General features: G+C 64.3%; 22 protein-coding genes. 10 read left to right on the top strand and 12 right to left on the bottom strand.

Going from position 1 to position 25969, the window contains the following annotated elements:
* Window position 1 precedes the first annotated feature (1 nt).
* On the bottom strand, window positions 2–2317 hold the full coding sequence (locus tag HMI60_RS16180) for a transglycosylase domain-containing protein (RefSeq protein ID WP_035733280.1): 2316 nt from the start codon (window positions 2315–2317) through the stop codon (window positions 2–4).
* Between the two features lie 37 nt (window positions 2318–2354).
* Here HMI60_RS16180 and HMI60_RS16175 point away from each other — a divergent pair, with 37 nt between their 5' ends.
* Genes HMI60_RS16175 through HMI60_RS16165 form a run of 3 tightly spaced genes read left to right on the top strand, consistent with a single transcriptional unit; the run spans window position 2355 to window position 3978 of the window.
* Window positions 2355–2510, top strand: coding sequence for a DUF4177 domain-containing protein (locus HMI60_RS16175; RefSeq protein WP_011775990.1), 156 nt, complete (start codon window positions 2355–2357; stop codon window positions 2508–2510).
* Window positions 2511–2512: 2 nt separating this feature from the next.
* Window positions 2513–3049, top strand: a complete 537-nt coding sequence (locus HMI60_RS16170) for a RidA family protein (RefSeq protein ID WP_018777050.1) — start codon at window positions 2513–2515, stop codon at window positions 3047–3049.
* Window positions 3050–3066: 17 nt separating this feature from the next.
* Window positions 3067–3978 (top strand): NUDIX hydrolase, encoded by a 912-nt coding sequence (locus tag HMI60_RS16165; protein WP_018777049.1) that lies wholly within the window; start codon window positions 3067–3069, stop codon window positions 3976–3978.
* Window positions 3979–4106: 128 nt separating this feature from the next.
* Here the strand turns inward: HMI60_RS16165 and HMI60_RS16160 are convergent, their stop codons facing one another.
* A complete protein-coding gene (locus HMI60_RS16160) occupies window positions 4107–4784 on the bottom strand; it encodes a Crp/Fnr family transcriptional regulator (protein ID WP_011775987.1) in 678 nt (225 codons plus the stop codon).
* Window positions 4785–5020: 236 nt separating this feature from the next.
* On the opposite strand from HMI60_RS16160, the gene HMI60_RS16155 reads away from it, so the two are divergent.
* Together HMI60_RS16155 and aroQ are read left to right on the top strand one after the other, a co-directional pair.
* Window positions 5021–6205 carry a MarP family serine protease gene (locus tag HMI60_RS16155; protein WP_018777048.1) on the top strand — a complete coding sequence of 395 codons (1185 nt, stop codon included), beginning with the start codon at window positions 5021–5023 and terminating at the stop codon, window positions 6203–6205.
* 97 nt (window positions 6206–6302) lie between these two features.
* On the top strand, window positions 6303–6767 hold the full coding sequence (gene aroQ, locus HMI60_RS16150; RefSeq protein ID WP_018777047.1) for a type II 3-dehydroquinate dehydratase: 465 nt from the start codon (window positions 6303–6305) through the stop codon (window positions 6765–6767).
* A 405-nt stretch (window positions 6768–7172) separates the two neighbouring features.
* Here the strand turns inward: aroQ and HMI60_RS16145 are convergent, their stop codons facing one another.
* The 4 genes from HMI60_RS16145 to HMI60_RS16130 all read right to left on the bottom strand — a co-directional run bounded on the left by HMI60_RS16145 (window position 7173) and on the right by HMI60_RS16130 (window position 12799).
* Window positions 7173–9344, bottom strand: a complete 2172-nt coding sequence (locus HMI60_RS16145) for an alpha-galactosidase (RefSeq protein ID WP_193589977.1) — start codon at window positions 9342–9344, stop codon at window positions 7173–7175.
* A 123-nt stretch (window positions 9345–9467) separates the two neighbouring features.
* Complete coding sequence (locus HMI60_RS16140; protein ID WP_018777045.1) at window positions 9468–10832, bottom strand: sugar ABC transporter substrate-binding protein; 1365 nt, start codon at window positions 10830–10832, stop codon at window positions 9468–9470.
* Window positions 10833–10903: 71 nt separating this feature from the next.
* Window positions 10904–11830 (bottom strand): carbohydrate ABC transporter permease, encoded by a 927-nt coding sequence (locus tag HMI60_RS16135; RefSeq protein WP_039242850.1) that lies wholly within the window; start codon window positions 11828–11830, stop codon window positions 10904–10906.
* 9 nt (window positions 11831–11839) lie between these two features.
* A complete protein-coding gene (locus HMI60_RS16130; protein WP_018777043.1) occupies window positions 11840–12799 on the bottom strand; it encodes a carbohydrate ABC transporter permease in 960 nt (319 codons plus the stop codon).
* Between the two features lie 212 nt (window positions 12800–13011).
* Between HMI60_RS16130 and HMI60_RS16125 the strand changes: the two genes are divergently transcribed.
* On the top strand, window positions 13012–14211 hold the full coding sequence (locus HMI60_RS16125) for a Gfo/Idh/MocA family protein (RefSeq protein WP_193589976.1): 1200 nt from the start codon (window positions 13012–13014) through the stop codon (window positions 14209–14211).
* A gap of 14 nt (window positions 14212–14225) precedes the next feature.
* Complete coding sequence (locus HMI60_RS16120; protein WP_193589975.1) at window positions 14226–15245, top strand: LacI family DNA-binding transcriptional regulator; 1020 nt, start codon at window positions 14226–14228, stop codon at window positions 15243–15245.
* 53 nt (window positions 15246–15298) lie between these two features.
* Here HMI60_RS16120 and HMI60_RS16115 read toward each other — a convergent pair whose 3' ends face one another.
* The 4 genes from HMI60_RS16115 to acs form a co-directional block, all read right to left on the bottom strand.
* Entirely contained in the window at window positions 15299–16669 is a 1371-nt protein-coding gene (locus tag HMI60_RS16115; protein WP_227453563.1) for an FtsX-like permease family protein, read from the bottom strand.
* Window positions 16662–17411: an ABC transporter ATP-binding protein gene (locus tag HMI60_RS16110; protein WP_193589974.1), complete on the bottom strand. Its 750-nt coding sequence runs from the start codon at window positions 17409–17411 to the stop codon at window positions 16662–16664. Before HMI60_RS16110 ends, HMI60_RS16115 begins: the two co-directional genes overlap by 8 nt.
* A gap of 87 nt (window positions 17412–17498) precedes the next feature.
* Window positions 17499–18287 (bottom strand): DeoR/GlpR family DNA-binding transcription regulator, encoded by a 789-nt coding sequence (locus HMI60_RS16105; RefSeq protein WP_026267067.1) that lies wholly within the window; start codon window positions 18285–18287, stop codon window positions 17499–17501.
* A gap of 157 nt (window positions 18288–18444) precedes the next feature.
* Window positions 18445–20490, bottom strand: a complete 2046-nt coding sequence (acs, locus tag HMI60_RS16100) for an acetate--CoA ligase (RefSeq protein WP_018777037.1) — start codon at window positions 20488–20490, stop codon at window positions 18445–18447.
* Window positions 20491–20917: 427 nt separating this feature from the next.
* Here acs and HMI60_RS16095 point away from each other — a divergent pair, with 427 nt between their 5' ends.
* From HMI60_RS16095 to HMI60_RS16085, 3 genes are read left to right on the top strand one after another with little or no spacing between them, the layout of a single operon-like run.
* A complete protein-coding gene (locus tag HMI60_RS16095) occupies window positions 20918–22375 on the top strand; it encodes a hypothetical protein (RefSeq protein WP_018777036.1) in 1458 nt (485 codons plus the stop codon).
* Between the two features lie 11 nt (window positions 22376–22386).
* On the top strand, window positions 22387–23181 hold the full coding sequence (gene nth, locus HMI60_RS16090; protein WP_018777035.1) for an endonuclease III: 795 nt from the start codon (window positions 22387–22389) through the stop codon (window positions 23179–23181).
* The gene (locus HMI60_RS16085; protein ID WP_018777034.1) at window positions 23178–23855 is read left to right on the top strand and encodes a CoA pyrophosphatase; all 678 of its coding nucleotides are present in this window, start codon (window positions 23178–23180) and stop codon (window positions 23853–23855) included. The genes nth and HMI60_RS16085 overlap by 4 nt, the downstream gene beginning before the upstream one ends.
* A 21-nt stretch (window positions 23856–23876) precedes the next feature.
* Here HMI60_RS16085 and HMI60_RS16080 read toward each other — a convergent pair whose 3' ends face one another.
* Complete coding sequence (locus HMI60_RS16080) at window positions 23877–24077, bottom strand: DUF1508 domain-containing protein (protein WP_193589973.1); 201 nt, start codon at window positions 24075–24077, stop codon at window positions 23877–23879.
* Between the two features lie 173 nt (window positions 24078–24250).
* Window positions 24251–25939 (bottom strand): bifunctional 3'-5' exonuclease/DNA polymerase, encoded by a 1689-nt coding sequence (locus HMI60_RS16075; RefSeq protein ID WP_193591203.1) that lies wholly within the window; start codon window positions 25937–25939, stop codon window positions 24251–24253.
* Between the last annotated feature and the right edge of the window lie 30 nt (window positions 25940–25969).

Below are 25969 nucleotides of genomic sequence, written 5' to 3'. Positions count from 1 at the left end.
GTTAGTCCTTGCCGGGGGCGTCGCCGCTGTTTCCATTGCCGTTACCGTTGTTGCCGGTTCCGGTGGACGGCGCGGGGTTTGGTGCCTGCTTCGGCGCGGACGGCGTGGTGTTCGACGGCGTGTTGTTGCGTTGCGGTGTCGGCGCACCAGTCAGGTTGGACGGCGGCTGCTGGAACGGGTTGGTGCCGTAGGCCGGAGCGACGGCCAACATGTAGTTGGTGAACTGCGGGCCGGCGATCATGTAACCGTCAACGAACTCGTAGAACTTGCCGTTGACAGTGAGATTGCGTCCGTAGCGCGACTGGTCACCCAACGGGTCTCCGAACCAGGACGCTGTGGCGAGACCGGTGGTGTAGCCAACAACCCAGGTGGAGCCGTTCGAGTCGTTGGTGCCGGTCTTGGCGGCAACAGGGAAGTTCTTGGAGTTCAAGGCAGGGCGGATCAGCGAGCCGGAACCTTGATCCAGCACCTTGCCCATGGCGTAGGCCACGCCCCGGGCTACCTCAGGTTTCACGGCGTCCTTGCAACTGGACGACTGGGCCGGAAGATCAGCGCCGGATTGGTCCTTTACCGAAGTGATGGCGATGGGTGCACAGTACTTCCCATCTGCTGCGAAGGTTGCAAAAGCTGCGGCCATGGTCAGGGGGGCGGTCTGGGTTGCACCGATCAGGTTAGACAGTCGAGTCATAGGCACCTGCGGGTTTGGATCCGTGACCTTGCCGGTGCCGTCTCGGGTTGGGAGCCCTCCGTGGATGCCGGTGGCGTCTACGATCCCTTGAATGCCACAGAGATCAACCTGTGAGGCAGAGGCGAACGTTGCAGTGTTGATCGAGTTCATGAGGCCGTACAGCACCGTCATGTTCCTGTAGTAACCCTCGTCAGAGTTCTGAAGGTCGAAACTGCCAGGCACGTTTCTGTCGTAGAAACCGTCGACTGGCGTCGGACAGGTGTTCTTCCACGGGAAGTTCTGCGGATAGTTCCGTCTGGAAGCATTGATGGTGGTTTCCATCGACTTCCCCTCATTCAGCCACTGGGCGAACGTGAAGGGTTTCATCGTGGAACCGGGCTGGAATCCACCGATGCCGTTGAGGTCATTGCCGTTGGCGTCAAGGACGTCCACGTTGAAGTTCTGGGTCTGATCGAACTTGCCCTCTTGAGGGAGCCACACGGTGTTCTGAGCCATGCTGACGATCTGTCCCGTGCCCGGCTGGACAGAGACGATTGAGGCGCCCCACTTGTCCGGGTTGGCACCCGCCGTGGCGTCAACCTGCTGCTGAGCTACGTTCTGGGCGGTCGGGTCGAGCGTGGTCTGAATGGTCAGGCCGCCGCGCATAACGCGCTTTTCGCGTTCCTCCGTGGTGTCACCGTAAGCCGGGTTGTTCAGCAGGAGGTGCAGAACATAGTCGCAGAAGTACGGAGCCATGGTGGCGTAGGCGCAACCCTGGCGGGCCGGGGTTACCTTGGTGGTCACGGGCGTGGCGACAGCTTCGTCGTACTGGGCCTGGGTGATCTTCTTCTGGGCCAGCATGGCGTTCAGGACAAGGTCGCGCCGCATCTTCGAGTTGTCCGGGTTGGTGATCGGATCGAAGGCAGACGGGCTGTTGACCAGGCCGGCAAGCAGCGCAGCCTGGGGAAGCGTCAGGTCTTTGGCGGTGGTGCTGAAGAAGAACTTGGACGCAGCTTCGATGCCGTAGGCATCGCGGTTGAAGAACACGATGTTGAGGTAGCCCTCAAGGATCTGCTCCTTGGAGAACTTCTTCTCCAGGGCGATCGCGAGCTTCATTTCGCGGAGCTTGTCGCCAACGCCCTTGTTAACACCGTTGAGGAGGACGTCGTCACCCTTGCCCGACGCCACCAGTGACTCGTTGATGACGTTGTTCACGTACTGCTGGGTGATGGTGGACGCACCCTGCTTGTTGCCGCGGGCGGTGCTCACCAGTGCTCGCATGATGCCGGTGGTGTCGATGCCGCCGTGCTCATAAAAACGGCTATCCTCGATGGCGATGACAGCGTCCTTGATGAACGGGCTCATGGAATCCAGCGGAACTTTGGTGCGGTTCTCTGCGTAGATCGAGGCGATCGGCGTACCGTCCTTCGCCAGGATCGTGGTGTTCTGGCTGGGCGGATCCACTTGGAGCTCCGCCGGCAGAGTGTCAAAGAACTGGATTGAACCACTTGCGGCACTGCCCGAGACGGCAGCGGCGGGGACCAAAAGTCCCGCCACCAGGACGCCACAGATCGCACTCACGCCAAGGAAACCTAAAATCTTTCCGAGGGTGGTGGCAGTATCGAATATGGGGTTCTTGCGAGTCACCATGTTTTCCAGTTTACCGGCAAGGGCTAGGCTTTCTGTCATGACCAAATGGGAGTACGCCACGATTCCGCTCATTATTCACGCCACCAAGCAGATCCTGGACCAGTGGGGCGAGGACGGCTGGGAGCTTGTCCAGGTTGTCGGCGGCCCCGATGGCAAGGGCCTTGTCGCATACCTTAAGAGGGAGAAGCAGTAACCATGACCACCCCCGCAGAAACCACCTCTCCCGCGGAATCCGGCGCCCCGACGTCGGCCGTTGAGCAGCGTCTCGCCGAGCTCGGACTGACCCTTCCCGAGGTCGCCGCCCCCGTAGCCGCCTACGTCCCTGCCGTCGTCTCTGGCAACTACGTTTACACGTCCGGACAGTTGCCCTTTATTAACGGCAAACTCGAAGCTACGGGCAAGGTGTCCTTGGGCGAGTTGGGTGCCTCGGACGAGGCAACTGTTGATCCCGAAGAAGCCAAGCGCTACGCCGCCGTCTGCGCCATTAACGCACTGGCTGCCGTCAAGAGCGTCATCGGCGACCTCGACCGCGTAACCCGCATCGTGAAGGTCGTCGGATTCGTTTCCTCCGAACCCACCTTCACCGGCCAGCCCGGCGTCATCAACGGTGCGTCGGAACTTCTCGGACAGGTATTCGGCGACGCCGGCATCCACGCACGTTCCGCCGTCGGCGTTTCCGTGCTGCCCCTCGACTCTCCCGTAGAGGTCGAGCTCATCGCTGAATTCAGCTAAGGAACCGGTTCACCCAATTGCCGCAGCTTGCCCGCCGATTGTTTGTCCTCCCTCCCGAACTTGAGGGGGCAGCACAAAACTGGCTTGAACTCGGCGAGCGGACCCCCAGGGCCGCCCGCTACGCATCATCCGTTGTTCTTCTGCGCGACTCGCCCTCCGGCTTGGAGACCTGGCTTGGATACAGGCCAGGCTCCTCGCCGTTGGGCGTTGTGGCGTTCCCGGGCGGTTCCCTGGACCCGTCCGACGACGACCCCGTCGGTTGGGTAGGCCCCTCACCCCAGCATTGGGCTGAGCAGATGGGAACAGACGACGTCGGACTCGCCCGCCGTCATGTGGTGGGTGCCATCCGTGAACTGTTCGAAGAAACGGGTGTCCTGTTGGCCGGACCCGACGCTTCCTCCACAGTGGAGGCCAACTCCACTGTGGACTGGATGCGTGCCCGCGAAGCCGTGGCCTCCCAGGAGAAGTCCTTCACGGAGATGCTCACCAAGCGTGGGCTTTCCCTGCGGACGGATCTGCTGAAGCCGCTGGTTAACTGGCTCAGCCCGGACTTTGCGCACACCCGCTTCAACACCCGGTACTTTGCCGCAACCGTGCCGGTGAACCAGCAGCCCAGCATCCTTGGCAGCAAAGGGGTGTGGGGCCGATGGGTGTCCGCGGCAGAGGCCATTGCCCTCCGCGAGACGTCTGCCCTTGGCGACGAAATCGCCCAGCCAAACACTGTGGGCCTGGCCCTTGGGCAGCTTTTGGTGCCGGGTTCCGAAATCATGCTGGAAAAGATGGCCCACGCCAACGGGTGCATCGCGTACCTGAGCTACAAGCGCAAAGCCCACGTCTACCAGCCCAAACTGGTGGACGAGGGCGGCATTCTGATGCTCGAAGTCGAAGCCGCCAAGACCGTCGCGGGGGAGCCACAGCGCGAACGCTGACGCTTGCTCACGTTCAGCGTGCTTGAGCTTGACGCTTACTCACGTTCAGCGTGCTTGAGCTTGACGCTTACTCACTGGACAACAAAAAAGCCGCCCCGGTTCCAAACCGGGGCGGCTTTTCTTGCGCTTTAGCGTGAACGCTGGCGGAGGCGCTGCATGTCGAGAATGACGACGGCGCGGGCTTCCAACCGCAGCCAGCCACGCTGGACGAATTCGGCCAGGGCCTTGTTGACGGTCTCGCGGGAAGCGCCCACAAGCTGGGCCAGTTCTTCCTGCGTGAGCTCGTGGGCAACCAGGACGCCATCGGTGGCCGGGCGGCCGAAGCGGTCGGCCAAGTCCAGGAGTGCCTTGGCCACACGGCCGGGTACATCGGAGAAGACGAGGTCGGAGAGGGAGTCGTTGGTGCGGCGCAGGCGGCGGGCCAGTGCCTGCAGCAACTGTGCGGAGACCTCGGGACGCGTGCGAAGCAGTGCGTTCAGGCTCTCGTTCTTCAGGCCGGCAAGGCGGGTCTCGGAGACAGCCGTGGCCGTTGCCGTACGGGGGCTGGGGTCGAACAACGCCATTTCGCCGAAGAGTTCGCCCGGGCCGAGGATGGCCAGCAGGGACTCGCGGCCGTCGGGGGAGGTGCGGCCGAGCTTCACCTTGCCGGAAACGATGAAGTAGAGCTGGTCACCCTGGTCGCCTTCGCGGAACACGGAAGCCCCGCGTGAAAGGTCCACCTCTGTGAGTTCGTCCGTCAGCAAGCGGAATGCGTCGTCGTCAAGGGTGGCGAAGAGGGGTGCGCGGCGCAATACCTCGATGTCCATGAAATCTCCTGAATATAAGTTTCGGTCGTGGCGCTCCAGCCATTGTTTCAGAATTTTTGAGCTTCTGTGACGTACTTGGCACGCGAAACGCTGAAATGGCGCGGGTTTGGGGCGTTCCAGGCCCCAAACGACGGCACGAAAGGGGCGTAAGACCGCCCTGCCGAGGTGATGTGACTAACGGTTGGCTGTCAGGGTGCACAACTACAATTGGCGCTACCCGGCTATGAGGAGCATTGGTGTTTGGCTTGACGATATTGGATTTGGCATTGATCTTGATGCTCCTGTCCTACCTGATCTATGGCCTGCGCAACGGCTTTATGGTCACTTTGGGCGGAATTGCAGGATTCATTGTTGGCGCCATCGCCGCGTTCATTGCCGTACCTCTCGTCAGCAACTGGGTGACCGACAGCGGCTGGAGGCTGACCGCCACGGTGGGTGCCGCCGTCGTACTTATCGCGTTGGGACATGGGCTGGGAACCATGATCGGGCGCAAAATCCGCCACGCGGTGCGGATCAAGCCGCTGCATGCCGTGGACCGACTGATCGGTGGCGTCGTGAGTGTGGTGGTTGCCGCGCTGGTGATGTCCATGTTGGCCTTCAGCATCAGTTCTCTGGGCGTGCCGTTCGTGTCGCAGCAGCTGGCGGAATCCCGCGTCATCCGCTACATCGACAACATCACGCCCACACCGGTCAAGAGCACCATGGCGCAGTTGCGCTCCACGGTGATCGGCGACGGCATTCCGAAGCTCATTGAAGGCATCGGCCCCGTCACGCCCGTGCCCGTTCCCAATGCATCCACGGACACCCCTGCGTTGAACCAAGCTGCGGAATCCGTACTGAAGATTGCCGGTACGGCCTTCGAATGCGGTCAGAACCAGACCGGGTCCGGATTCGTAGTATCGCCCGGGCGCGTCGTCACCAACGCGCACGTGGTGGCGGGCGTGTCGCAACCCGTTGTGGAAGTTCCCGACGGCAGTGCGTTGCCGGGTCGCGTGGTCTACTTCGACCCCCAGCGGGACATTGCGGTCCTGGCCGTGGATGGACTGCAGTCCAGCCCTCTGCCTCTGAGCCCGGACCTGCCTGACGGAAGCCCCGCCGCTTTCGCCGGCTACCCGCATGGCGGTCCGTTCCAGTCCAAGCCCGCCACGGTGCAAGGAATTTCGCCCATTTTGGTGCCGGACATTTATGGCAACAATCCTTCCCCGGAGCTCGTGTACAAGCTTGCCGGCGACGTTCAACCGGGCAACTCCGGCGGCCCATTGCTGACGATGCAGGGCCAAGTGGCGGGCCTGATCTTCGCCAAGACCACCACGGACGCCGCCCTGGGATTCGCCTTGACCATGACCGATCTGGAACCGGTAGCGGCCCAGGCTCCCGGACTCAGCGAATCGGTCTCCGCCGGGCAGTGCACCCGCAAGTAGCGGCTCTTCTCTCACATGGTGAGTGTTTTAGCTTGGTGCTCTCTCATACTTTGGTCGTGATTCCCGGACACCCGCGAGCAGCTATAGATTGGGAGCCATGACTGAAGCCACCCCCGCCACCGAAGCCGGTCGCGGCACCATCCTTGTGATCAATGGACCCAACCTCAACCTTCTGGGCACGCGCGAACCCGAGAAGTACGGAACCTCCACGCTGGCCGACGTCGAGCAACTCGCCATGACGGCAGCCGCTGCCCACGGGTTCACCGTTGACTGCGTGCAGTCGAACCACGAAGGCGACCTCCTGGATGCGATCCATGCAGCCCGCGGAACCGCCGTCGGAATCGTCATCAATGCCGGGGCCTTCACGCACACGTCCGTGGCTCTCCGCGATGCCCTCGCGGCGGTGCAGCTGCCCGCCGTCGAGGTCCACATCACCAACGTCCACCAGCGCGAAGAGTTCCGCCACCACTCGTACCTCTCCGGCGTCTGCAACGCGGTCATCGCCGGTGCCGGGGTCCTGGGCTACAAGCTGGCCATCGAATACCTGGCAGAGGCCGTCTAAACCCCTGCCGGTGAGCGAGGGTTCCCGGGAAGCCTGTGGGATGTGAGTGAGGGTTCCCGGGAAGCCTGTGGGATGTGAGTGAGGGTTCCCGGGAAGCCTGTGGGTTGTGAGTGAGGGTTCCCGGGAAGCCTGTGGGTTGTGAGTAAGGGTTCCCGGGAAGCCTGTGGGATGTGAGTAAGGGTTCCCGGGAAGCCTGTGGGTTGTGAGTGAGGGTTCCCGGGAAGCCTGTGGGTTGTGAGTGAGGGTTCCCGGGAAGCCTGTGGGTTGTGAGTGAGGGTTCCCGGGAAGCCTGTGGGTTGTGAGTGAGGGTTCCCGGGAAGCCCGTGGGATGTGAGTAAGGGTTCCCGGGAAGCCTGTGGGATGTGAGTAAGGGTTCCCGGGAAGCCCGTGGGATGTGATTGAGGGTCAGAGGGCGGTGAAACGCAGGAGGACTGCGTGCTCCGGGTTCAGGACGGGCATCGGCAGCCCCACTTCGCCCAGGAACCGCCCGGTAGCCTCTGCCCCGGAAGCCAACCACGGTGCCGGCTTGGCCTCGATGAACGTGTGCCCGTAGTCGGCATCGACGGGGGTCGGGAACAGAAGCTCCACCCGGTAGGAACGTAGAGGATCCAACCCCGGGATCGCCACCCGCCCGATGCGCTCGGCGAAGCTCGTCGCCGTCTTGACCACAGCGAAAAGCGCCGCGGTGGCACCCGCTGGAGTGCCGCCGTCGTGCTCCGAAGCCACGACGCCGTGCACCATCAGTGACTCGTCCGGCACGTCGGCCCGCACCATCCGCCCGCTGTGGATCAACGCGCGGTGCTCCTTGTACAAGGCGATGAAGCGCTTGAGCTCCTCGCGATCAGCCCCCGTGACAGAGCGGACGTCCCACTCCATCCCGAAGTGACCGAACAAGGCCGTGATGGCGCGGAACGAAAGGTCGTGGGTGCGTCCGGTCGTATGGGACGTGGCCGGCCCAATGTGCCCGCCGACCAGTTCGGGCGGAACCACCAGGCCGGTCCAGCGCTGGATGGTTTGCCGTTCAAGGGCGTCGTTGCAATCCGAAGCCCAGATCCGGTCCGTCCGCTCCAGGATCCCGAGGTCCACGCGGGCGCCTCCGGAGGAACAACTCTCGATTTCCACGGTGGGGTGCGCCGCCCGGAGGGCATCGAACAACCGGTAGGCGGCCAAGGTCTGCCCATGGACCGAGGCGCGGCCGCCATGACCGTGTTCCAGGAGATCCCGGTTCTGGTCCCATTTGAGGTAGCTGATGGTGTTTTCGCGCAGCAGGGTGTCGATCCGGTCGTAGACGTACTGCCAGGCTTCGGGATTGACGAGGTCGATGACGTGCTGCTGGCGCCATTCGAGCGGAAGCCGGCCGCCGTCCTTGTACGAAGCAGCGGATGGGCCCACGATCCACTCGGGATGCTCACGGGCAATGTCCGAATCCAGGTTCAGCATTTCCGGCTCCACCCAGAGCCCGAATTCCATACCGCGGGACGTCACGGCGTCGATCAAAGGAGTGAGGCCGGCGGGCCACAAAGTCTCATCCACGTACCAGTCACCCAGTCCGGCGTTGTCGGACCGACGCCCCCGGAACCAGCCGTCGTCGAGGACGAACCGCTCAACACCGAGCTCGGCAGCAGAACCCGCCAGCTCGATCAACGTGTCCAGGCTGTGGTCGAAGTAGACCGCCTCCCAGGTGTTGAGGACCACTGGGCGCGGTGTGCCCACATGGTGCGGACGCGAGCGGAACCAGCTGTAAAACGCCTCGCTGATGCCGTCCAGCCCACGGTCCGAGTAGGCAGCAAACAGCGCAGGCGTCGTGTAACTTTCGCCGGGCTGCAAGACGACTTCAGCGGATCCAAGCAGCTCGGATCCACCCACCATGGTCCGGCCATCGGCAACGCTGTCGGCAAACTGCTCGTGATTGCCGCTCCATGCCAAGTGAGTGGCCCACACTTTGCCGTGGCGGTTGCCAAAGCCCGCGGTCCCGGCGGCAAGAAGCAGCGACGAATCGTGGCCTGTGCGGCCGTGGCGTCCGGTGCGGACCCAGGTTCCTTGCTGGATCGCCCGCCGCTGCGGGTGCCGTTCACGGCACCAGCGCCCGGTCAGGTCCAGGAGTTCGACGGCGTCCGGCGCCACCGGAAGCATGGTTGCCAGCTCGTCCACCTGGAAAGGCGACGAGCCGTCGTTGGTGGCAGTGTGCCGCATTTCGAGAAGCCCGCCCGGGTGCAAGGTGAGGTTGCTGGTCACCGAGATGCCGGCGTCGGGATCTGACTGAAGCACGACGGCGGTGATGCCGTCCGTCGTCGCACGCACCACGCGCAGGCGAACGGAGAAGTCAAAGCCGGGTACGCCGTCGGTGATGCGGTGGCCGCGGAGCCCTTGCCTGCCCTGCCACGATGACGATGCCTGGGGGAGGAGCCCGGCGGGGACATTGGCGTCGATGGACGACGGCGGGATGGGTTCGTTGAGGATGGCAAGGTCCGGCAGGGAATCGCCCAGATCTGCTCCCCAGTGGGTGATCTCAGCCTCTCCACGGTGGGTGCTGATCACCAGGCTGGTACCTGCGGAACGGAGATGGAGCGGTTGCATGTTGTGAGTCACTTTCAGCTGGGGTGGGCTCTGGGCCCTGGACGAAAAAGTTGTGGGGCCCGTTCTGCGCGCCTGAGGGGCGTCAGAGTGCGCAGAGCGGGCCCCACAACGGGAGGGTTGTTACTACTTCGCGAAGAGTGCGTTGACTTGCTCGTTGGCGGCTGTCAGCGAGCTGGCCGGGGCCTTGCCGGCGAGCACCGCGTCCACGGCAGGCTTCATGATTCCGGAAACCTTGGAGGCGTTGTCCGTGATCGGGAGCATGAAGGTGGTCTTGTCCTTCACATGCTGGGTGAATGCGCTGACGTCCACGTTCTTGGCCTTGAAAGCGTCTGCGGCCTTCTCGGAGGAGGTGGTGATGGCCGGGAAGACAACAGCCTTCGAAGCTACGACGTCCTGGCAAGCGGCGGAGCCGAGGTATTCCACCCACTTGACGGCGGCGTCCTTCTTCTTGGTGCCGGCCCACACGGAATCGGCCAGGCCGTTGAACATGGAAGCGCGCTTGCCATCGGGGCCCTGGGGCGTGGGGGCGATGCCGAGGTCGATGCCCTTGTAACTGGTGTACTGGCCGATCATCCAGGAGCCGTTGCTGTTGATGGCGGCCTTGCCTGCACCAAAGTTGTCGGCGGCGTTGGCGCCAACGGTGGTTTCAAGCTTGGGCATGTAGCCCTTCGCAGCGAGCGAGGCCCACCAGCCGATGGTGTCCTGGAGCTTCTTGTCGTCGTAGTTGAAGTGGGTGCCCCAAGGGTTCTTGTCTGTGGTGGTCCAGCCGGTGGTGGCCGACAGGTAGCTCCACTGGGTCTGGCCGGCGTTCTCGGCATCGGAACCCGGGAGGCCCAATCCGTAGACGGCAACGTTGTCCTTGTCGAAGCCGGCTTCGTCGCCGCGCTTGCCGTTCTTGTCGACCGTGAGGTGGGCGATGACCTTCTCGTACGTGCCGCCGTCCTGCGCGTTCCAGGTCAGGGAGCCCATTTGTTCCGGGGTGATGCCGGCGTCGGCGGCCATTTTCTGGTTGTAGAACAGTGCCACGGTGTCCCAGTCCTTGGGCAGGCCGTAGCGCTTGCCGTCCTGGCCCACCCAGAGGTCAGCGAGGCCTTCGTTGTACTGGGAAAGGTCCACGTTGTCCTTCGAGACTGCGTCATCGAGGGCCACCAGCTGCTTGGTCTTGAGGAAGTCCGGGTACTTGGACAGGTGGTCCGTGAAGACGTCCGGTGCAGTACCGGAGGCCATGCCGTTGGTGAGCTTGGACCAGTAGTCGTCCCAACCGGTCTGGGTGATCTTGACGGTGATGTCCGGGTTGGCTTTGGTGAAGTCGGTTGCGCACTGCTGGTAGGCGGGGAGCTGGTTGGCGTCCCAGAGCCAGTAGTTGATCTCGCCCTTGGCAGAGTCTCCACCGGAACTGCCTCCGGAGTTTCCGCCGGAGCAGGAGGACAGCGCGAGGACGGCGGCTGCCGCGACGGCGACGGCGCCGATTGCCTTCTTGTTCATCATGGTTGGTCCTTTCAGGACTGGATGGGTGCGTGCCGGCGCATGCCGGTTTCCGCGTGAGCAGGTGGAGAGAGCTATTTGGTGCCGTTGAAGCCGATGGAGTTGACGATCCGTTTGCCGAAGATGGCGAAGAGGATCAGCACGGGCGTGGCGGACACGAGCGTTGCGGCCATGAGCCCGGACCAGTCCGGAGCGCCTTGCGGGGACTGGGATTTGAAGACCCCCAGTCCCACGGTGAGCACCCTGGATTCCTCGGAGGTGCCTACGAGCAGGGGCCAGAAGTATTCGTTCCACTGACCCATGAAGGTCAGCAGCGCCAGGGTCGCGATCGGGGCAGCGGCGTTGGGCATGATGATCTGGAAGAAGATCCGCCAGTGCTTGGCGCCGTCGAGCATCGCAGCCTCTTCCACTTCCCTGGACATGTTCAGGAAGAACTGGCGCATGAAGAAGATCGCGAACGGCGTCATGAACAGGTACGGCAGCACGAGTCCGAGCATGGAATTGAGCAGGCCCAGGTTCTTCACGAGCAGGAAATTGGGCAGGGCGGTGAAGATCGGCGGGACGAGCATGGTGGCAAGGAACAGGGAAAAGACCGCGTCGCGACCTTTCCACCGCAGCCGGGAGAATGCGTAGGCGGCCATGGAGCTGAAGAACACCGCGCAGGCTGTCGTGATGCCGGCGAAGAGCAGGGAGTTCCACAGGTACTGCCAGAAATTGATCGAGGCGCCGGATCCGCCTTCTGCGATGGCCTCGGAGGCAGTCTGGAGGCCGAAGACCCGCTTGAACGCACCCAGGTTGAAGTCGGCCGGGAGCAGGTTGGCGGAGTTGGCGGCGAGGGAGCCGTTGGAGGACAGGGCCGTGCGCAGCACCCAGTAGAAGGGCAGGATGCTGACGGCGATCGCAAGGGTGAGGAGGGTCAGGGCGATGGCGCGGCGCCAGTTGAAGGGGCGGCTGAACGGGCGACGGCGGCCGGTGTTCGTGGGTGAGGTGAAAGTGGTCATGGCGTGTCCTTAGTCCAGGTCCGACTGGTTGCCGCGGAGGAATTTCATCTGGATAAAAGCGACGATGGCGAGGATGAGGAAGAGGATGACAGCCAGGGCGGATCCGTAGCCGAAGTCCTGCTCGTTGAAGGCGCGCTGGTAGATGTAGAACTGCAGCACGCGGGTGGCGTTGACGGGACCGCCGGCTGTGGTGACCGCGACGGTGTCGAAAACCTGGAAGGAACCGATCACGGTTACTACCAGGACCAGTACCAGAACGGGTCGCAGCAGCGGGAGGGTGATCCGCCAGAAAGTGTTCATGGCCTTGGAACCATCGATGCTGGCGGCTTCGTAGACACTGTTCGGGATGGCCTGGAGTCCGGCGAAGATCAGGAGGGCTGTGTAACCCATGTGCCGCCAGGTGTTGATGAGTGCTTGGGTGGGGATGGCCCATTGCTCGCTGCCGAAGAAGGCTACGCGGGGCAGTCCGGTCCATTCGATGATTTGGTTGATGATGCCGATCTGGTAGTCGAGCATCCAAAACCACAGGAGGGCCGCGATGACGTTTGCCATCAGGTACGGCATCAGGAGCGCACCGCGGATGATGGTCGACTTTGCGACGCGGTGCATCAGGATTGCCAGGCCCAGGGCCAGCGCCGTCTGAAGGACGATGTTGATCACCACGTATTCCGCCGTGACGCTCAAGGCGTTCCAGAACAGCGGATCCTTGGCAATGCGTTCGTAGTTCCGTGCGCCGATCCATTCCGGGTCGCCGAGGATGCTGTACTCGGTGAAGCTGAGGTAGATGCCCCGGATGGTGGGGACGAGGTAGAAGAGGATCAATCCGACCATCGCTGGAGCTATGAAGAAGAGTGCGACCTTCAGGTCTCCGATGCCGCGGAACCCGTCGGATGGTTTTCCCCGCTTCCGTGACTTCCGCGGCGCCTTGGCCGAGAGCCCCGGATCCGGTTGCTTGGTGAGCGTGGTCATCGTCGACCCTTTCGTGGGAGTGATGCTGGTAACAACTGGAGGCGAATCTACACGAGTAGATTTTGGCTTGGCAAGAGCTGACGCAAGATTTTGATGAAAAATGTTCAGAAATGTTGTTTCTGTTGACTCGTGTAGATCGTGATGCGAAACTCGTCCGTACGTGTCATGCGACAGACAAGCGGCTGCACCCGTAGCCACAGGAAAGGTAAACAATGACGTTTTCAATAGGTGTTGTGGGCGCCGGGCAGTTCGGCAGCCAGTTCGCCCACCTCTTCAAGCTCCACCCCGGTGTCAGCGAGGTCTACGCGGTGGACGAGCTGCCTGAACGCGCCGCCGCAGCGCAGGAGCGCTGGGGGCTGGACGGCACCATGGCCTCCTTCGAGGATCTGTTGGAGTCCGACGTCGATGCTGTCGCCATCTTCACGCAGCGGTGGACGCACGGGCCCTTGGTGGAGCACGCCCTCCGGGCCGGAAAGCACGTCTACTCAGCGGTTCCCATGGCCATCTCCGAAGAAGAGATCGAGCGCATCATCGAGGCCGTCCGCGAGACGAAACTGGTCTACGCCATGGGCGAGACCAGCTACTACAACCCCGCCACTGTCTTCGCCCGGCAGCAGCACCAAGCCGGCAAATTCGGCCGGATCTTCTACACCGAGGGCGACTACGTCCACGACATGGACCTCGGCTTCTACGAGGCCTACCAGTACAGTGGCGGGGAACGGTGGAAGGAAACTGCCAGCTACCCGCCCATGCTCTATCCCACGCACGCCATCGGCGGGGTCCTGGGCGCCGTGCCCGGACATGCGGTCAGCGTGAGCTGCATCGGGGTCAAGGACCAGCGGGGCGACGGCGTCTTCGACAAGGACGTCAGCATGTTCGCCAATGACTTCTCCAACGCGACCGCACTGTTCGAAATGAACGACGGCGGTGCGATGCGGACCAACGAGATGCGCCGCGTGGGCTACCCCTCGCACATCCGGGAGTCCCGGTTCCGCTTCTTCGGCACCGAAGCCAGCTTCGAGCAACTGGCAACCACCACAGTGTGGCAGGACAAGTCCACCGTGGAGGACGTATCCGAGCAGGTGGAAACGAAGCCCACCATGTCCGCCGATGATCCCTCACTGGCTGACGTGGCTCCGGAGCTGCGGGACGCCTTCATCTCAGGACTGGCCCCGGTTCACGACCAGTCCCGCCTCCCGGAAGCGTTCCTCGGGGCGCCCAATGGACACGAGGGCAGCCACCAATTCCTGGTGGACGACTTTGTGACGGCCGTGAACAACCGCAGCCTTCCGCCGGTCAACGCTTGGGTGGCTGCCCGCTTCACCCTTCCCGGCATCGTGGCCCACGAGTCCGCGCTTCGGGGCGGGGAGCGTCTTCCCATCCGCGACTTCGGTGATGCTCCCGTGGAGTAGCTAGCATTTACCCCATGACAACAACAGCTGTACAAACCCCGCGCGGCCCGGTTACACGCAAAGACGTGGCCCGGTACGCCGGGGTGAGTACCGCCGTCGTGAGTTATGTGGTGAACGGTGGGCCCAAGAACGTGGCCCCGGCAACGGAAGCCAAAGTCCGCGAAGCCATCCGCGTCCTCGGCTACCGGCCCAACGCCGCGGCGCGCGCGCTGAAGCTGGGTTCCAGCGAAACCATTGGCGTGGTGGTGCCGGACAACACCAACCCGTTCTTCACCCAGCTTGCCCACGCGGTGGAGGACGCCGCGGCCGAACTTGGCTTCGGCATGGTGCTGACGAACTCGGACGGAAGCCTGACCCGCGAACGCAAGAACATCCGGACCCTCGCCGCCCGGCAGGTGGATGGGGTGTTTCTGGCCAGCTGTGTGTTCGATCCCGATGTCACCGAGTTGGAAGCCTCGGAAATCCCGGCTGTCCTCCTGAACAACGCAGGATCCCCGCCCGGCTTCAACAGCGTGGGAGTCGACCTGGAGGCCGGGGCACGGGCTGCGGTGGGTCACCTGATCGGCCATGGACACCGCAACATCGGCCTGGCAATCGGCACCAACACAGGCAACCAGTTGGATGGCCGTGAGGTCGGCTGGCTCGCCGCCCTGCGCGAGGCCGGGTTGCCGGACGGTCCGATGCTCCACGGCCCCTTCAGCCGTCCCGGAGGCTACGAAGTGGGCAAGCGGTTCCTCTCCATGGCGAACCGTCCCACCGCCATCTTTGCCAGCAATGACATGCAGGCCATCGGCATTCTTCGCGCCCTCCACGAAGCCGGTGTCCGGGTTCCCGACGAGTTGGCCCTGGTCTCGTTCGATGGCTCCCTGGACGCCGAATACAGTTGGCCGGCCCTCACCACGGTTGCCCAGCCGGTCAAGGCGATGGCACAGGCGGCAGTCCGGGCCCTGGTGGGCAAGGGGCGCGGCGAGGAACTGCAGCACCAGATCCTGCCTACCGAGCTCATCATCCGGCAGTCGTGCGGCTGTAAATAGCTCCGCCGGGATGGCACCTCGGCGCGGGCAGTGGGGGCGGCGCGGGCCGGGGGCTACGAGTCCATGCTCGCGTAGCGCTCCGGGCGGGCCAGCACCTGGCCGATCTGCGCAGTGCCGGCCGCGACAGCCAAGCGGACCAGCAGGAAGCCGGCCGCGAACACCCCGCCGATGGTCAGGAACACCACAGGCTGGGTCAACAGGACGGCACCTGTCAGCGGCAGGACCAGGAGCGCGGCAGCGGCTGCGGAAATGCCCGCCACCAGGAACAGGGGCGACATCACCGCCTTGACCCGTGCCGCCACCATCAGTTTCCGGGGCATTCCCACCCGGTCCAGGGCTACCAGTGTCGAGGCCCGGTCAAGGACTGCCGCAGCTTGGTTCACCCCGGCTGAGCATGCCACCATCAGGAACGAACCCAGCAGCGTGATCATCACGCCGGTATTGATGTCCCGAACCAGCAGGGCGGTTTCGTCCCCCGCACTGCCTCCCATGGTGTCGGCCACCGCCATGCCCACCCCGACGAAGACTCCCACAAAACTGGTCATCGCGACGCTCCCAACTTGCCGCCACGATTCCTTGGGACTCTCCAGTACGGTCCTTGCAGCCAACAACTGCTCCGGACCCTTGGCACGCTTCAATTGCGAGGATGCCCGCAGGCGCAGGATCCAGGGGCCCATGAGGTTCAGCGCCAGGAGGGCCAAACCGAAGCAGCCGCCCATCACGGCGATGATCACAATGAAAGCCCCGAAGCTGCTGAGCATCCCCATCGCCACCACTCCGGTCACCACAACGACAGCCGCAATGAGACCGCGAACCCAATGGGCGCCGTCGGCCGTCTGCCTGGTCCGGACGCCCAGCGGCGTCACCACCACCTTCCGCAGTCCCAACGCGGCGCTCGCCGCTGCGAGAACGCAGACCGCCAGGACACAGCCCAGGATGGAAGGAACGGACAACCACGCGTGGCCGCCGATCGCCTGACCGCGGAACTGGATCAGGCCCAGGAACGGAGCCGCGCAGGCGTACAGTCCGGCACCAGCCACCGCGCCTACAGCTGCCAGGGCCGTGGACTCAATGACCGTCATCCAGACCACCGTCGCGCTGTTCGCGCCCAGCAGACGCAAGGAAGCCAAGCGGTCATCACGACGCCGGGCGGCCAGTCGCGCGGCTGAGGCGCCGAGGGTCAGCAACGGGATGATGAGCAGGACCATGGCGACGACGGCCAAGGCCTGGTAAGTGCCGGCGATGTCGTCAGTCCAGGACCAGAAGACCTGTGAGCCACCGGCAACGGTGAGCAGGAGGGCAGTGACGGTCCCGAAGGCAAGGATGGGCAGCCCGGCGTCGCGAAGGGCGGTTTCGCGGAGGCTGCTGCCACTGCTTCGCGCGAGATACGGGGTGAGGCGCAGGGCCAGGCTGAGGCTAGACATTGAAGGCACCCTTGAAGTTAGTGGTCGTGGGAGCCGTCTGGACCGGACTGGCAACGGTGCTGCCGCTGTCCGCCACGATCCTGCCATCGCGGAGTTCCACCACGCGTTGGCAGCGCGCAGCCACATTGGGATCGTGGGTGACAACCAGCAGGGTCCGCCCGTTGGCGGCCACAGAATGCAGCAGCACATCAAGGACCTCGGCTGACGTTGCCGAGTCCAGGGCGCCGGTGGGCTCATCGGCAAAGACCACCCTGGCACCTGTCACCTGGGCGCGGGCGATGGCCACACGCTGGACCTGTCCGCCGGACAGTTCACCGAGCCGGCGCTGTTCCATACCCGCCAGGCCCAGGGCAGCGAGCCACTCCGCAGCGCGGGACTCGGACGTCGGGCGGTCGGTGCCGTTCAGCATCAACGCCAGGGCGACGTTCTCCACGGCAGTCAGTTCCGGCAGGAGCATTCCCTGCTGGAAGACGAAGCCGAACTCTTCGCGTCGCAGGCGCGAGAGTGCCGCGTCCCCCAGGCTGTCCAACCGGAGCGGCGCCGAGGGAGTGCTCAAGGTGATGGAGCCGGCGTCGGGCCTCAAAATTCCGGCGAGGCAATGCAGAAGCGTCGTCTTGCCCGAACCTGACGGCCCGATGATCGCGATGGATTCCCCGGCGTTCGCAGTGAAGTCGACGTGGTCCAGGGCGATGCTGCCGGGGTAGTGCTTTGTGAGTTGCTGAGCGTGGAGGATGGCGTTCATAAGACCAGCATCGCCAATGAGCGCACGCCGCAGCGTCCGTCTACCGGGTGAACTCTGCGCGCCGGCCTCCACCCGGGGTATGAGGGCTTACGCCTCCGCGATCCTCAGTTTCGCGACGCTTTCAGCCAGTACGCGGCGCGCATCTTCCCCAAGAAGCGAGTCGGTAATGAGTTCATCCGTCTCTTCCAGCTGGGCAATCGAGGCAATGCCCACCACGCCCCATTTGCTGTGGTCGGCAAGGACAACGGTGCTGCGTGCCGAGGACATGAAGGCGCGGTCGGTCTCTGCCTCCAGCAGGTTGGGCGTCGTGAAACCGGCTTGCGCGTCCATGCCGTGGACACCCAGGAAAAGGAGGTCAAGGTGGAGCTGCTTCAGCGAAGCGGTGGCGATCGGGCCTACCAGGGCGTCCGACGGAGTGCGCTCGCCGCCGATCAGGATTACCGTGGATCCGAAGCGGCCAGGGCCCGAGGAAGCGCCGTGGTGGAAAAGATCCGCAATCCGCACGGAGTTGGTCACCACGGTGATCCGGGGCCCATTGACCAGTTCCTTGGCCAGGGCCCAGGTGGTGGTACCTGCACTCAGGCCAATCGCCATGCCCTCCTGGACCATGGAAGCAGCCTCGACGGCGATGGCATGCTTTTCGGCGGTAAGCTGCGTGGATTTCAGTTCGAATCCGGGTTCGTGGGTGCTGGCGTCGCCGGGCAGCTTGGCTCCGCCATGGATGCGCTCAACCCGGCCCGTTTCCTCGAGGGCTTCGATGTCCCGGCGAACGGTCATGGGGGAGACACCCAGCTGTTGGGCAAGATCAGAGACCCGCACCACGCGTTCGCGCTGGACGGCATCGATGATGGCGGAGTGGCGTGCTGCCTGAAGCATCAGGGCCTTTCTGGGATCCTCGTCAAACATGGGTCTGAGTCTGGCTCCAGTCTAGGGCGCGGCCCCCGTTTAAAGGCGTGACGACGCCATTAAACGCACGACGTCGCCGCTCACCTCGGGAGGTGGGCGGCGACGTCGTTATGCCGGGTCCGGGACGCTACTTGCGCAGCGACTCGGCGATCTGGGTCATGATTCCGGGGTCGGCCAGGGTGGTGGCGTCGCCGGTGTCGCGGCCTTCTGCGATGTCTTTGAGGAGACGGCGCACGATCTTGCCGGAACGGGTCTTGGGCAGTTCCGGGACGATCAGCAGCTGCTTGGGCTTGGCGATCGGTCCGATTTCCTTGCCCACGTGGTTGCGCAGTTCCAGCACGGTTTCGTCGCCGTTGTTCACGGCGTCACCGCGGAGGATGACGAACGCGACGACGGCCTGGCCGGTAGTCTCGTCAGCGGCACCGACCACTGCTGCTTCCGCGACGGACGGGTGGCTGACGAGGGCGGATTCGATTTCGGTGGTGGAGAGGCGGTGGCCGGAGACGTTCATGACGTCGTCCACGCGGCCCAGGAGCCAGACGTCGCCGTCTTCGTCCTTCTTGGCACCGTCGCCGGCGAAGTACATGGCCTCGAAGCGGGACCAGTAGGTGTCCTTGAACCGTTCCGGGTCGCCCCAGATGCCGCGGAGCATGGAGGGCCACGGTTCGCGGACCACCAGGTAGCCGCCTTCGCCGTTGGCTACCGATTGGCCGTTTTCGTCCACCACGTCCACGGCGATGCCGGGCAGCGGAACCTGCGCGGAGCCGGGCTTGGTGGCGGTCACACCGGGCAGCGGGGCGATCATTTGCGCGCCGGTTTCGGTCTGCCACCAGGTGTCCACGATCGGGGCCGGGTGTTCTTTCTTCTCGCCGTTCTTGCCGGCGTTGCCGCCGATGACGTCCCGGTACCACATCCACGCTTCGGGGTTGATGGATTCACCCACGGAGCCGAGGACGCGGATGGAGGAGAGGTCGTACTTGTCCGGGATGTCCCGGCCCCACTTCATGAACGTCCGGATCGCGGTGGGGGCGGTGTAGAGGATGGAGACCTTGTACTTCTCCACGATTTCCCACCAGCGGCCCTGGTGCGGGGAGTCGGGGGTGCCTTCGTACATGACCTGGGTGGCGCCGTTGATGAGCGGTGCGTAGGTGACGTAGGAGTGGCCGGTGACCCATCCGACGTCGGCGGTGCACCAGTACACGTCCGTTTCGGGGTGGAGGTCGAACACGGCTTTGTGCGTGTAGGCGCCCTGGGTGAGGTAGCCGCCGGTGGTGTGCAGGATGCCCTTGGGCTTGCCCGTGGTACCGGAGGTGTAGAGGATGAACAGCGGGTGCTCGGAGTCATGCCCGACGGCGGTGTGCTCGTTGGATGCCTTGTCCACGGTGTCGGACCACCAGAGGTCGCGGCCTTCGACCCAGTTGACGTCCTCGCCGTTGCGCTTGACCACCACGACGTTCTGGACCGTATGACCGGGCTTGGAGAGGGCTTCGTCAACGGCCGGCTTCAGGGCGGAGGGCTTGCCGCGGCGGTAGGTGCCATCGGCGGTGACCACCAGCTTGGCTTCGGCGTCCTCGATCCGGGAACGCAACGCGTCAGCGGAGAAGCCGCCGAACACCACGGAGTGCACGGCACCGATCCTGGCGCAGGCAAGCAACGTGATGACCGCTTCGGGGATCATGGGCAGGTACACGGCCACACGGTCGCCCTTGGCCACGCCGAGGGACTCGAAGGCGTTGGCGGCCTTCTTGACCTCTTCGGTCAGCTCCGCGTACGTGTAGCTGCGGGTATCACCGGGCTCACCCTCGAAGTAGATGGCGACGCGGTCGCCCAGGCCGTTCTCCACGTGCCGGTCCAGCGCGTTGTAGGCCGCGTTGATCTCGCCACCGACGAACCACTTCGCGAACGGCGGGTTGGACCAATCCAAGGCCTCGGTGAAGTCCTTATCCCAGGTCAGCAACTCGCGGGCCTGCTTGGCCCAAAAAGCCGGGCGGTCAGCCTCAGCTTCTTTATAGGCATTTGCTGACGTGATGGCGTTCGAAGCGAACTCTTCCGAAGGCGCGAACTTGCGGTTCTCGTGAAGGAGGTTTTCAAGCGCCTCTACGTGTGGGGCCTGCCCGTTCTGAGCCGAAGAAGCTGCAGCGGTGGCCGTGGATCCGGTGGTGTCCTGGGACATGGTGAACCTCATTATTCATCGATCTTTGCTGCGCGGAGCCCGCCGTGAGGTCCGCAGAGTATTGTCCGCCTTCCACACTATCGCCTCGAAAGGTCCTACGTGTGCGTGGTCACAAACGCGGCAGCGAGCGGCGCATTTTTAGCGCCGAATGGCACCTTGGGCGTCGAGGAAACGCTTACATGACGCCCGACGGCGGTGCCCGCCTGCCGCTGCGGACCCCGGAAGGCGTGCCGGATTCTGTAAGTAACCTTGGAGTTCCCTGTGGGCCGGGCAGTATGACCGTTTTCAGCTAGAAGGCTGTCAGTGGGGTGGCATAGGCTGAAGAAGTCTTGGGACGCATCTTCAGGCGTGTCCGGTGTTGCCGCGGAATCCCGCGTGGATCACCGGACCGGACTGCCCAAGGCGCCGCCGTACGAAGGAGAAATACATGAACCAGCTGAGCCCAGGACCGCACGACTCACAGCCGACGGGACCGGACACGACGGCTGGAACGGCCACAGCAGCAAGTAGCAACGCCGCTGCGGAGGACACCGCTGCCGTGCCGGGAAAAAGCGATGCCACAACAAACGGCGCCGCCAAGTTCGACGCCGTCGCCGGCCCCTTCACCATCCGGGACCTCACCGTCTTTGGCTCGACGCTGCTGATGTTCGTCGCGTCCCTCCTGCCGATGTTCGGCTCGCTCTACAACCTGTGGAACCTCGGAAACCTGTTCTTCCTCCTGCTGGGCATCATCCTGCCCCTGGTTGTTGTTGCCCTCTTTGTCGCCCGGCGCTTGCAGCCGGGGACGATCATCCGGGTTGGCTCGCTGTCCATCGATCAGTTCGCCTCCGTGACAGCGTCCTTTGCGTTCCCCCTGTTCTTCCTGACCCTTGCCATTGACTTCAATGGCAGCGTGCTTCTGGGCTTGATTGGTTCCGTGGGCTTGCTGGCCGCGACGGTCCTTGCCCCGCACCTGCCCTTGCTGTCCGCCGATTTCAAGGGCCGCGCTGAGACTCCGGCCCATGTTGTCGCCCGTGAAGCAGCGGTGCCCAGCCGCAAGCCGGTTGCACCCAAGGCACCGAAAGAGCCCAAGGCTCCCAAGCCCACCGCGACGACGTCAACGGTCACTCCGGGCGCTGCCAACGCGGGTGCGGGTTATCAAGGGTCCTCAGCGGCGTACCCTGCATCCGGTCCCGCTGCCACTGCCGCATCTGCAGCCGGCCCGGGCGCGGGTGCTCCCGGCGCCGGAAACTCCGCTACTGGCAGTGCCAATGCCGTCGCCAGCCCCTTTGCTCCGCCGGCAACCTACGGAAGCACGCCGTCGCCTGTAACGGAAGCTCCCGCCGTCGTGCACTCTGCCGACTCCAAGCCCTTTGGGGAGCCGGCTGCCGGCCCCGAAGCCGCTGCCGTATCTGAACACGCCGGGTCAGCGTCGCCTGAGCGCGCAGACGCCGTGAAGGATCAGCAGACCGCGGACGAGTCCGCGGTCTCCCGGCCCGTGGCTGCCGAACCGGCCACCACCCAGCACCCGCAGCAGCCGGCCGCACAGCAGCCCGCCGCGCCGCAGACAGGAGCCCAGCAGGCCGCCACCCAACAGCCGTGGGCTGCCACCATGGCCACCCCGATCGTCTCCGGAGACACCCGGAAGGTCAGCGACTCCATCGGCGCAACAGTGGATCCCGCCAGCCGGCCGGAAGAGTCCGACGCGCCGCAGTACGAGGCGTTTTGGTTCGCCGTGGCCCAGCCCCGCACCGCATACGACGAACAATCGGGCGCTCCCGCCTTCGTCATCGAACCAGGCGGCTGGGTGCTCGCGCTCGAAGACCGTGGCCATGAGTTCCTGGTCCAGGACACCGACGGCAAGGTCGGGGTTCTCCGGGAGCTCAGCAACATCGAACGCGGCTAGGCAGGGACGCCGTGGCCATCGCCGAAGCTGGTTCGCTGCTCGCACTCAAGCGCAGGGCCCGCAAGATCAACAGGGTCCTCGCTGAGAAGTATCCCTACGCGCACGCGGAGCTGGACTTCAGGAATCCCTTCGAGCTGGTGGTGGCCACGGTCCTATCCGCCCAAACCACGGACGTCGCGGTCAACCAGGTCACCAAGATCCTGTTCGCCCGCTACCCCGATGCCCGGGCCATGGCCGAAGCCGAGCCCGCCGAGCTGGAGGCGATCCTCCAGCCGACGGGCTTCTTCCGGGCCAAAGCCCGGAACGTCCTGGCGCTAAGCACGCGGCTGGTGGATGAGTACGACGGCGAGGTCCCCGGCAGGCTTGAGGACCTGGTGACGCTCCCTGGTGTCGGGCGCAAGACCGCCAATGTGGTCCTGGGAAACGCCTTCGGGATTCCCGGAATCACCGTTGACACGCACTTTGGCCGCCTGGCCCGCAGATTCGGATGGACGGAGTCCGACGACCCCGTCAAGATCGAATTTGATGTCGCCGAATTGTTTGAACCCCGGGACTGGACCATGTTGTCGCACCGTGTGGTTTTCCACGGACGGCGGGTTTGCCACTCCCGGAAGCCGGCCTGCGGCGCGTGCCCGGTGGCCAGCCTGTGTCCCAGCTACGGGGAAGGCGAAACGGACCCCGTCAAGGCCGCCAAACTCCTGAAGTATGAGCTGGCCCCCGGCAACGAGGAATTGCTGGAAAGGCTGCTGGCCGAGACAGACCGCGCCGCGGAGATCCGCATGGAATCGCAAAGGAGGCCCGGGTGACCGCGCTGGAGGAACTGACCGCGCTGGTGTCCCGTTTTGAGGCGGGTCAGCAGAAGGATTCCGCCCTATGGGACCTGCTCCCGGTCACGGCCGAGACCAACCGCGCAGCTGCCGTCCTCATGCTTTTTGGCGTCCTTGATGATGTTCCCGCCGAGTCAGGACGGCAGATCGCACCCGCAGACCTTGACGTCCTGCTGCTGGAACGGGCGCACACCCTGGATGACCACCCGGGGCAAGTGGCATTCCCGGGCGGCAGCGTGGACCCAGAAGACGAGTCAGTGGTGGCAGCCGCCCTGCGCGAAGCAGTAGAAGAAACGGGGCTGGATGCCGGCGGTGTCCGCGTCCTTGGCGTGATCCCGGAGCTTGGACTCATCCGCAGCAACTTCCGGGTAACGCCGGTGTTGGCATGGTGGGATGCCCCGTCGCCTGTCCGTGTGGTGGACTACGCTGAATCGGCACAGGTGTTCAGGGTTCCGGTCCGGGATCTGCTGGACCCTGCCAACCGCGTCACCGCCACGATTTCCCGCTTGGGCCGAACCTACACAAGCCCGGGCTTCACCATCAACGGCGTGCTGGTGTGGGGCTTCACCGGTATGGTCCTCAGCGGCCTCTTCGACGAGCTGGGTTGGACCGTGCCTTGGGACAGAGCCAACCTTCACCACCTCGACCTCTGACGGCGCCGCCGGTGCAGCCGTTCAGGCGGCCTCGCGTGCCGGCGTCGAACGGTCCACGATCAAGCCGGTGGCCGCATTCTCCCGAACGGCCTTGATACCGGCCACAACGCCGTCAAGGTGCGGGAACGTCGGCGACTCCGCCACCACGGTTCCATCGGCTGCCGTGAGGCGGAACCGGTATGCCCGATCGTTTTCCTTGAGAATTTCAAACCTGCCTGCCATGCTTTTCCCCCTTGTGATGCTTTCCTGCATGCCCTGTGGGTCGCTGAAGCTGCCCACACTGTGAAAATATCGGCAAGCGGCAGCGAACCAAAGTCAACCGTCATTCGTGGGTCATCGCGCCTCATACGGCGAGATGTGACTGGAAAGTGTTCAACCTGGCGGCTACTGTGCGGCTATTTCGCCCTGTCGTAGGATTCGACGACGGCGACGCTCACCGGGAACTCCACCGGGATCCGGCCGAACATGAGCTCTTTCGCAGCCGCAGCGGACTCTTCAATGGCACGGATGCAGGCGTCCACGGCGATATCGGGGGCGTGGACCATCACCTCATCGTGCAGGAAAAACACGAGCTCCCCGGACGGCGACCCTTCCGAGCGCAAAGCCCGCAACCGGCGTCGTAATTCCGCGAGCCAGCAGGCAGCCCACTCAGCTGCAGAACCCTGGACGACAAAGTTGCGTGTGAAGCGGCCGCGTGAGCGGGCCAGATTGTCCGCCCGGCGTTGTTCCTCGGCGGTGGTCGATTGCTGGCTCCGCAGCCAGCCAACAGAAGGCGGCGGGCTGCTCCGGCCAAGCCGGGTGGTGACAGTCCTGCCGGCCTCGCCCTCGCGGGCGGCCTGTTCCACGAACCCCACGGCGCGGGGATACGTTCGGGCCAATTGGGGCATGAGCCTGCCCGATTCGCCGGTGGTGGCTCCGTAAATCGCACCCAGCAGTGCAATCTTCGCCTTCGCCCGGTCGCCGCCAAAGCCTTGGGCTGCGATGCCGGCGTAGAGGTCCTTGTCGCGGGCAGCCTCGGCCATTTTTGTGTCCTGGGCCAAGGCCACCAGAACCCGGGGCTCCAACTGCGACGCGTCAGCCACGATCAGTTTGTGTCCCGGGTCAGCATGGACCGCTGCACGGATATTGCGCGGGATCTGCAGGGCGCCTCCACCACGCGAGGCCCAGCGGCCTGACACCACGCCACCCACCACGTATTCGGGATGGAACCGTCCATCACGGACCCACGCATCCAACCATGCCCATCCATTGGCTGTGTGCAGCCGGGAGAGCTTTTTGTAGGCGAGCAACGGCTGGATGGCCGGGTGCTTGGACTCCTGGAGTTCCCACTGCCGTGTGCTCTTGACCTCGATGCCGTTGCGGTGGAGGGCGCGCATCAGATCCTGCGGGGAATCGGGGTTCAGACCGGGTGAGTTGAGGATGGTCCGCAACTCAGCGCAGAGAGCTTCCAAAGCAGGAGGCCTGTGTCCGGGTGCCGGTCGGGGGCCGAGCACGTCGGCCAGGATCTGCTGATGCAGCTCCTCACGCCAGGGGACCCCGGCATGCTGCATTTCGACGGCAATGATCGCGCACGCCGATTCCGCTGCGAGCAGCAACTGCAGCCGTTGCCTGCATTGGTTGTCAGTAGTCAGGTCGGCGACCGCTTGCTGTTGGGCCGCGAACTCCGCCTTCAGTTCGGCCAGCCCAGCCCCCGGAGCCGCCGGGGAAAGGTCCTCGAAGAGGGCGCCCTGGTCCGCCGGCGGTGGTGGCGGCTGGAGGATGCGGGGAGGGCCGTCGTCGTCCTGGGTGAGCTTGACCGCATTCTTCGCATAGTCCGTGTGGGCGGTGAATTCCGAGTGCGCCAGGATTGCCCCGCACAGCGCCAGGTCGTGGCACCGCTCCAGCTCGACGCCCTGGGCCAGCAGTTCGGGGTACCAGTCCTGCGCGCGTTGCCACACCCAGCGGGGCCGCTGGGCTTCGGATTCACGGACGACGCCGGCCAGCTCACCACGGGTGAGGACGCGGGCGTCGGCAGTTGCCTTCCCGGTGGGGGAGAGCCGCTGTATGGCTGCGCCATCCGGGTGGGCGGCGAGCAGCAAATACATGCGTTCCATTCTGCCCTGTTGCTTGCGCTG

The organism is Paenarthrobacter sp. YJN-D (genome assembly GCF_015040335.1).
GTDB lineage: Bacteria > Actinomycetota > Actinomycetes > Actinomycetales > Micrococcaceae > Arthrobacter > Arthrobacter nicotinovorans.
The sequence above is the reverse complement of the archived record's forward strand: the minus strand, read 5'-3'. Positions and strand labels throughout refer to the sequence as shown.

Excerpts from the sequence above, each read along its gene's own strand:
- HMI60_RS16180 (WP_035733280.1), bottom strand. The coding sequence starts at position 2,317 with ATGGTGACTCGCAAGAACCCCATATTCGATACTGCCACCACCCTCGGA.
- HMI60_RS16175 (WP_011775990.1), top strand. The coding sequence starts at position 2,355 with ATGACCAAATGGGAGTACGCCACGATTCCGCTCATTATTCACGCCACC.
- HMI60_RS16170 (WP_018777050.1), top strand. The coding sequence starts at position 2,513 with ATGACCACCCCCGCAGAAACCACCTCTCCCGCGGAATCCGGCGCCCCG.
- HMI60_RS16160 (WP_011775987.1), bottom strand. The coding sequence starts at position 4,784 with ATGGACATCGAGGTATTGCGCCGCGCACCCCTCTTCGCCACCCTTGAC.
- aroQ (WP_018777047.1), top strand. The coding sequence starts at position 6,303 with ATGACTGAAGCCACCCCCGCCACCGAAGCCGGTCGCGGCACCATCCTT.
- HMI60_RS16145 (WP_193589977.1), bottom strand. The coding sequence starts at position 9,344 with ATGCAACCGCTCCATCTCCGTTCCGCAGGTACCAGCCTGGTGATCAGC.
- HMI60_RS16140 (WP_018777045.1), bottom strand. The coding sequence starts at position 10,832 with ATGATGAACAAGAAGGCAATCGGCGCCGTCGCCGTCGCGGCAGCCGCC.
- HMI60_RS16135 (WP_039242850.1), bottom strand. The coding sequence starts at position 11,830 with ATGACCACTTTCACCTCACCCACGAACACCGGCCGCCGTCGCCCGTTC.
- HMI60_RS16130 (WP_018777043.1), bottom strand. The coding sequence starts at position 12,799 with ATGACCACGCTCACCAAGCAACCGGATCCGGGGCTCTCGGCCAAGGCG.
- HMI60_RS16125 (WP_193589976.1), top strand. The coding sequence starts at position 13,012 with ATGACGTTTTCAATAGGTGTTGTGGGCGCCGGGCAGTTCGGCAGCCAG.
- HMI60_RS16120 (WP_193589975.1), top strand. The coding sequence starts at position 14,226 with ATGACAACAACAGCTGTACAAACCCCGCGCGGCCCGGTTACACGCAAA.
- HMI60_RS16115 (WP_227453563.1), bottom strand. The coding sequence starts at position 16,669 with ATGTCTAGCCTCAGCCTGGCCCTGCGCCTCACCCCGTATCTCGCGCGA.
- HMI60_RS16110 (WP_193589974.1), bottom strand. The coding sequence starts at position 17,411 with ATGAACGCCATCCTCCACGCTCAGCAACTCACAAAGCACTACCCCGGC.
- HMI60_RS16105 (WP_026267067.1), bottom strand. The coding sequence starts at position 18,287 with ATGCTTCAGGCAGCACGCCACTCCGCCATCATCGATGCCGTCCAGCGC.
- acs (WP_018777037.1), bottom strand. The coding sequence starts at position 20,490 with ATGTCCCAGGACACCACCGGATCCACGGCCACCGCTGCAGCTTCTTCG.
- HMI60_RS16095 (WP_018777036.1), top strand. The coding sequence starts at position 20,918 with ATGAACCAGCTGAGCCCAGGACCGCACGACTCACAGCCGACGGGACCG.
- HMI60_RS16080 (WP_193589973.1), bottom strand. The coding sequence starts at position 24,077 with ATGGCAGGCAGGTTTGAAATTCTCAAGGAAAACGATCGGGCATACCGG.
- HMI60_RS16075 (WP_193591203.1), bottom strand. The coding sequence starts at position 25,939 with ATGTATTTGCTGCTCGCCGCCCACCCGGATGGCGCAGCCATACAGCGG.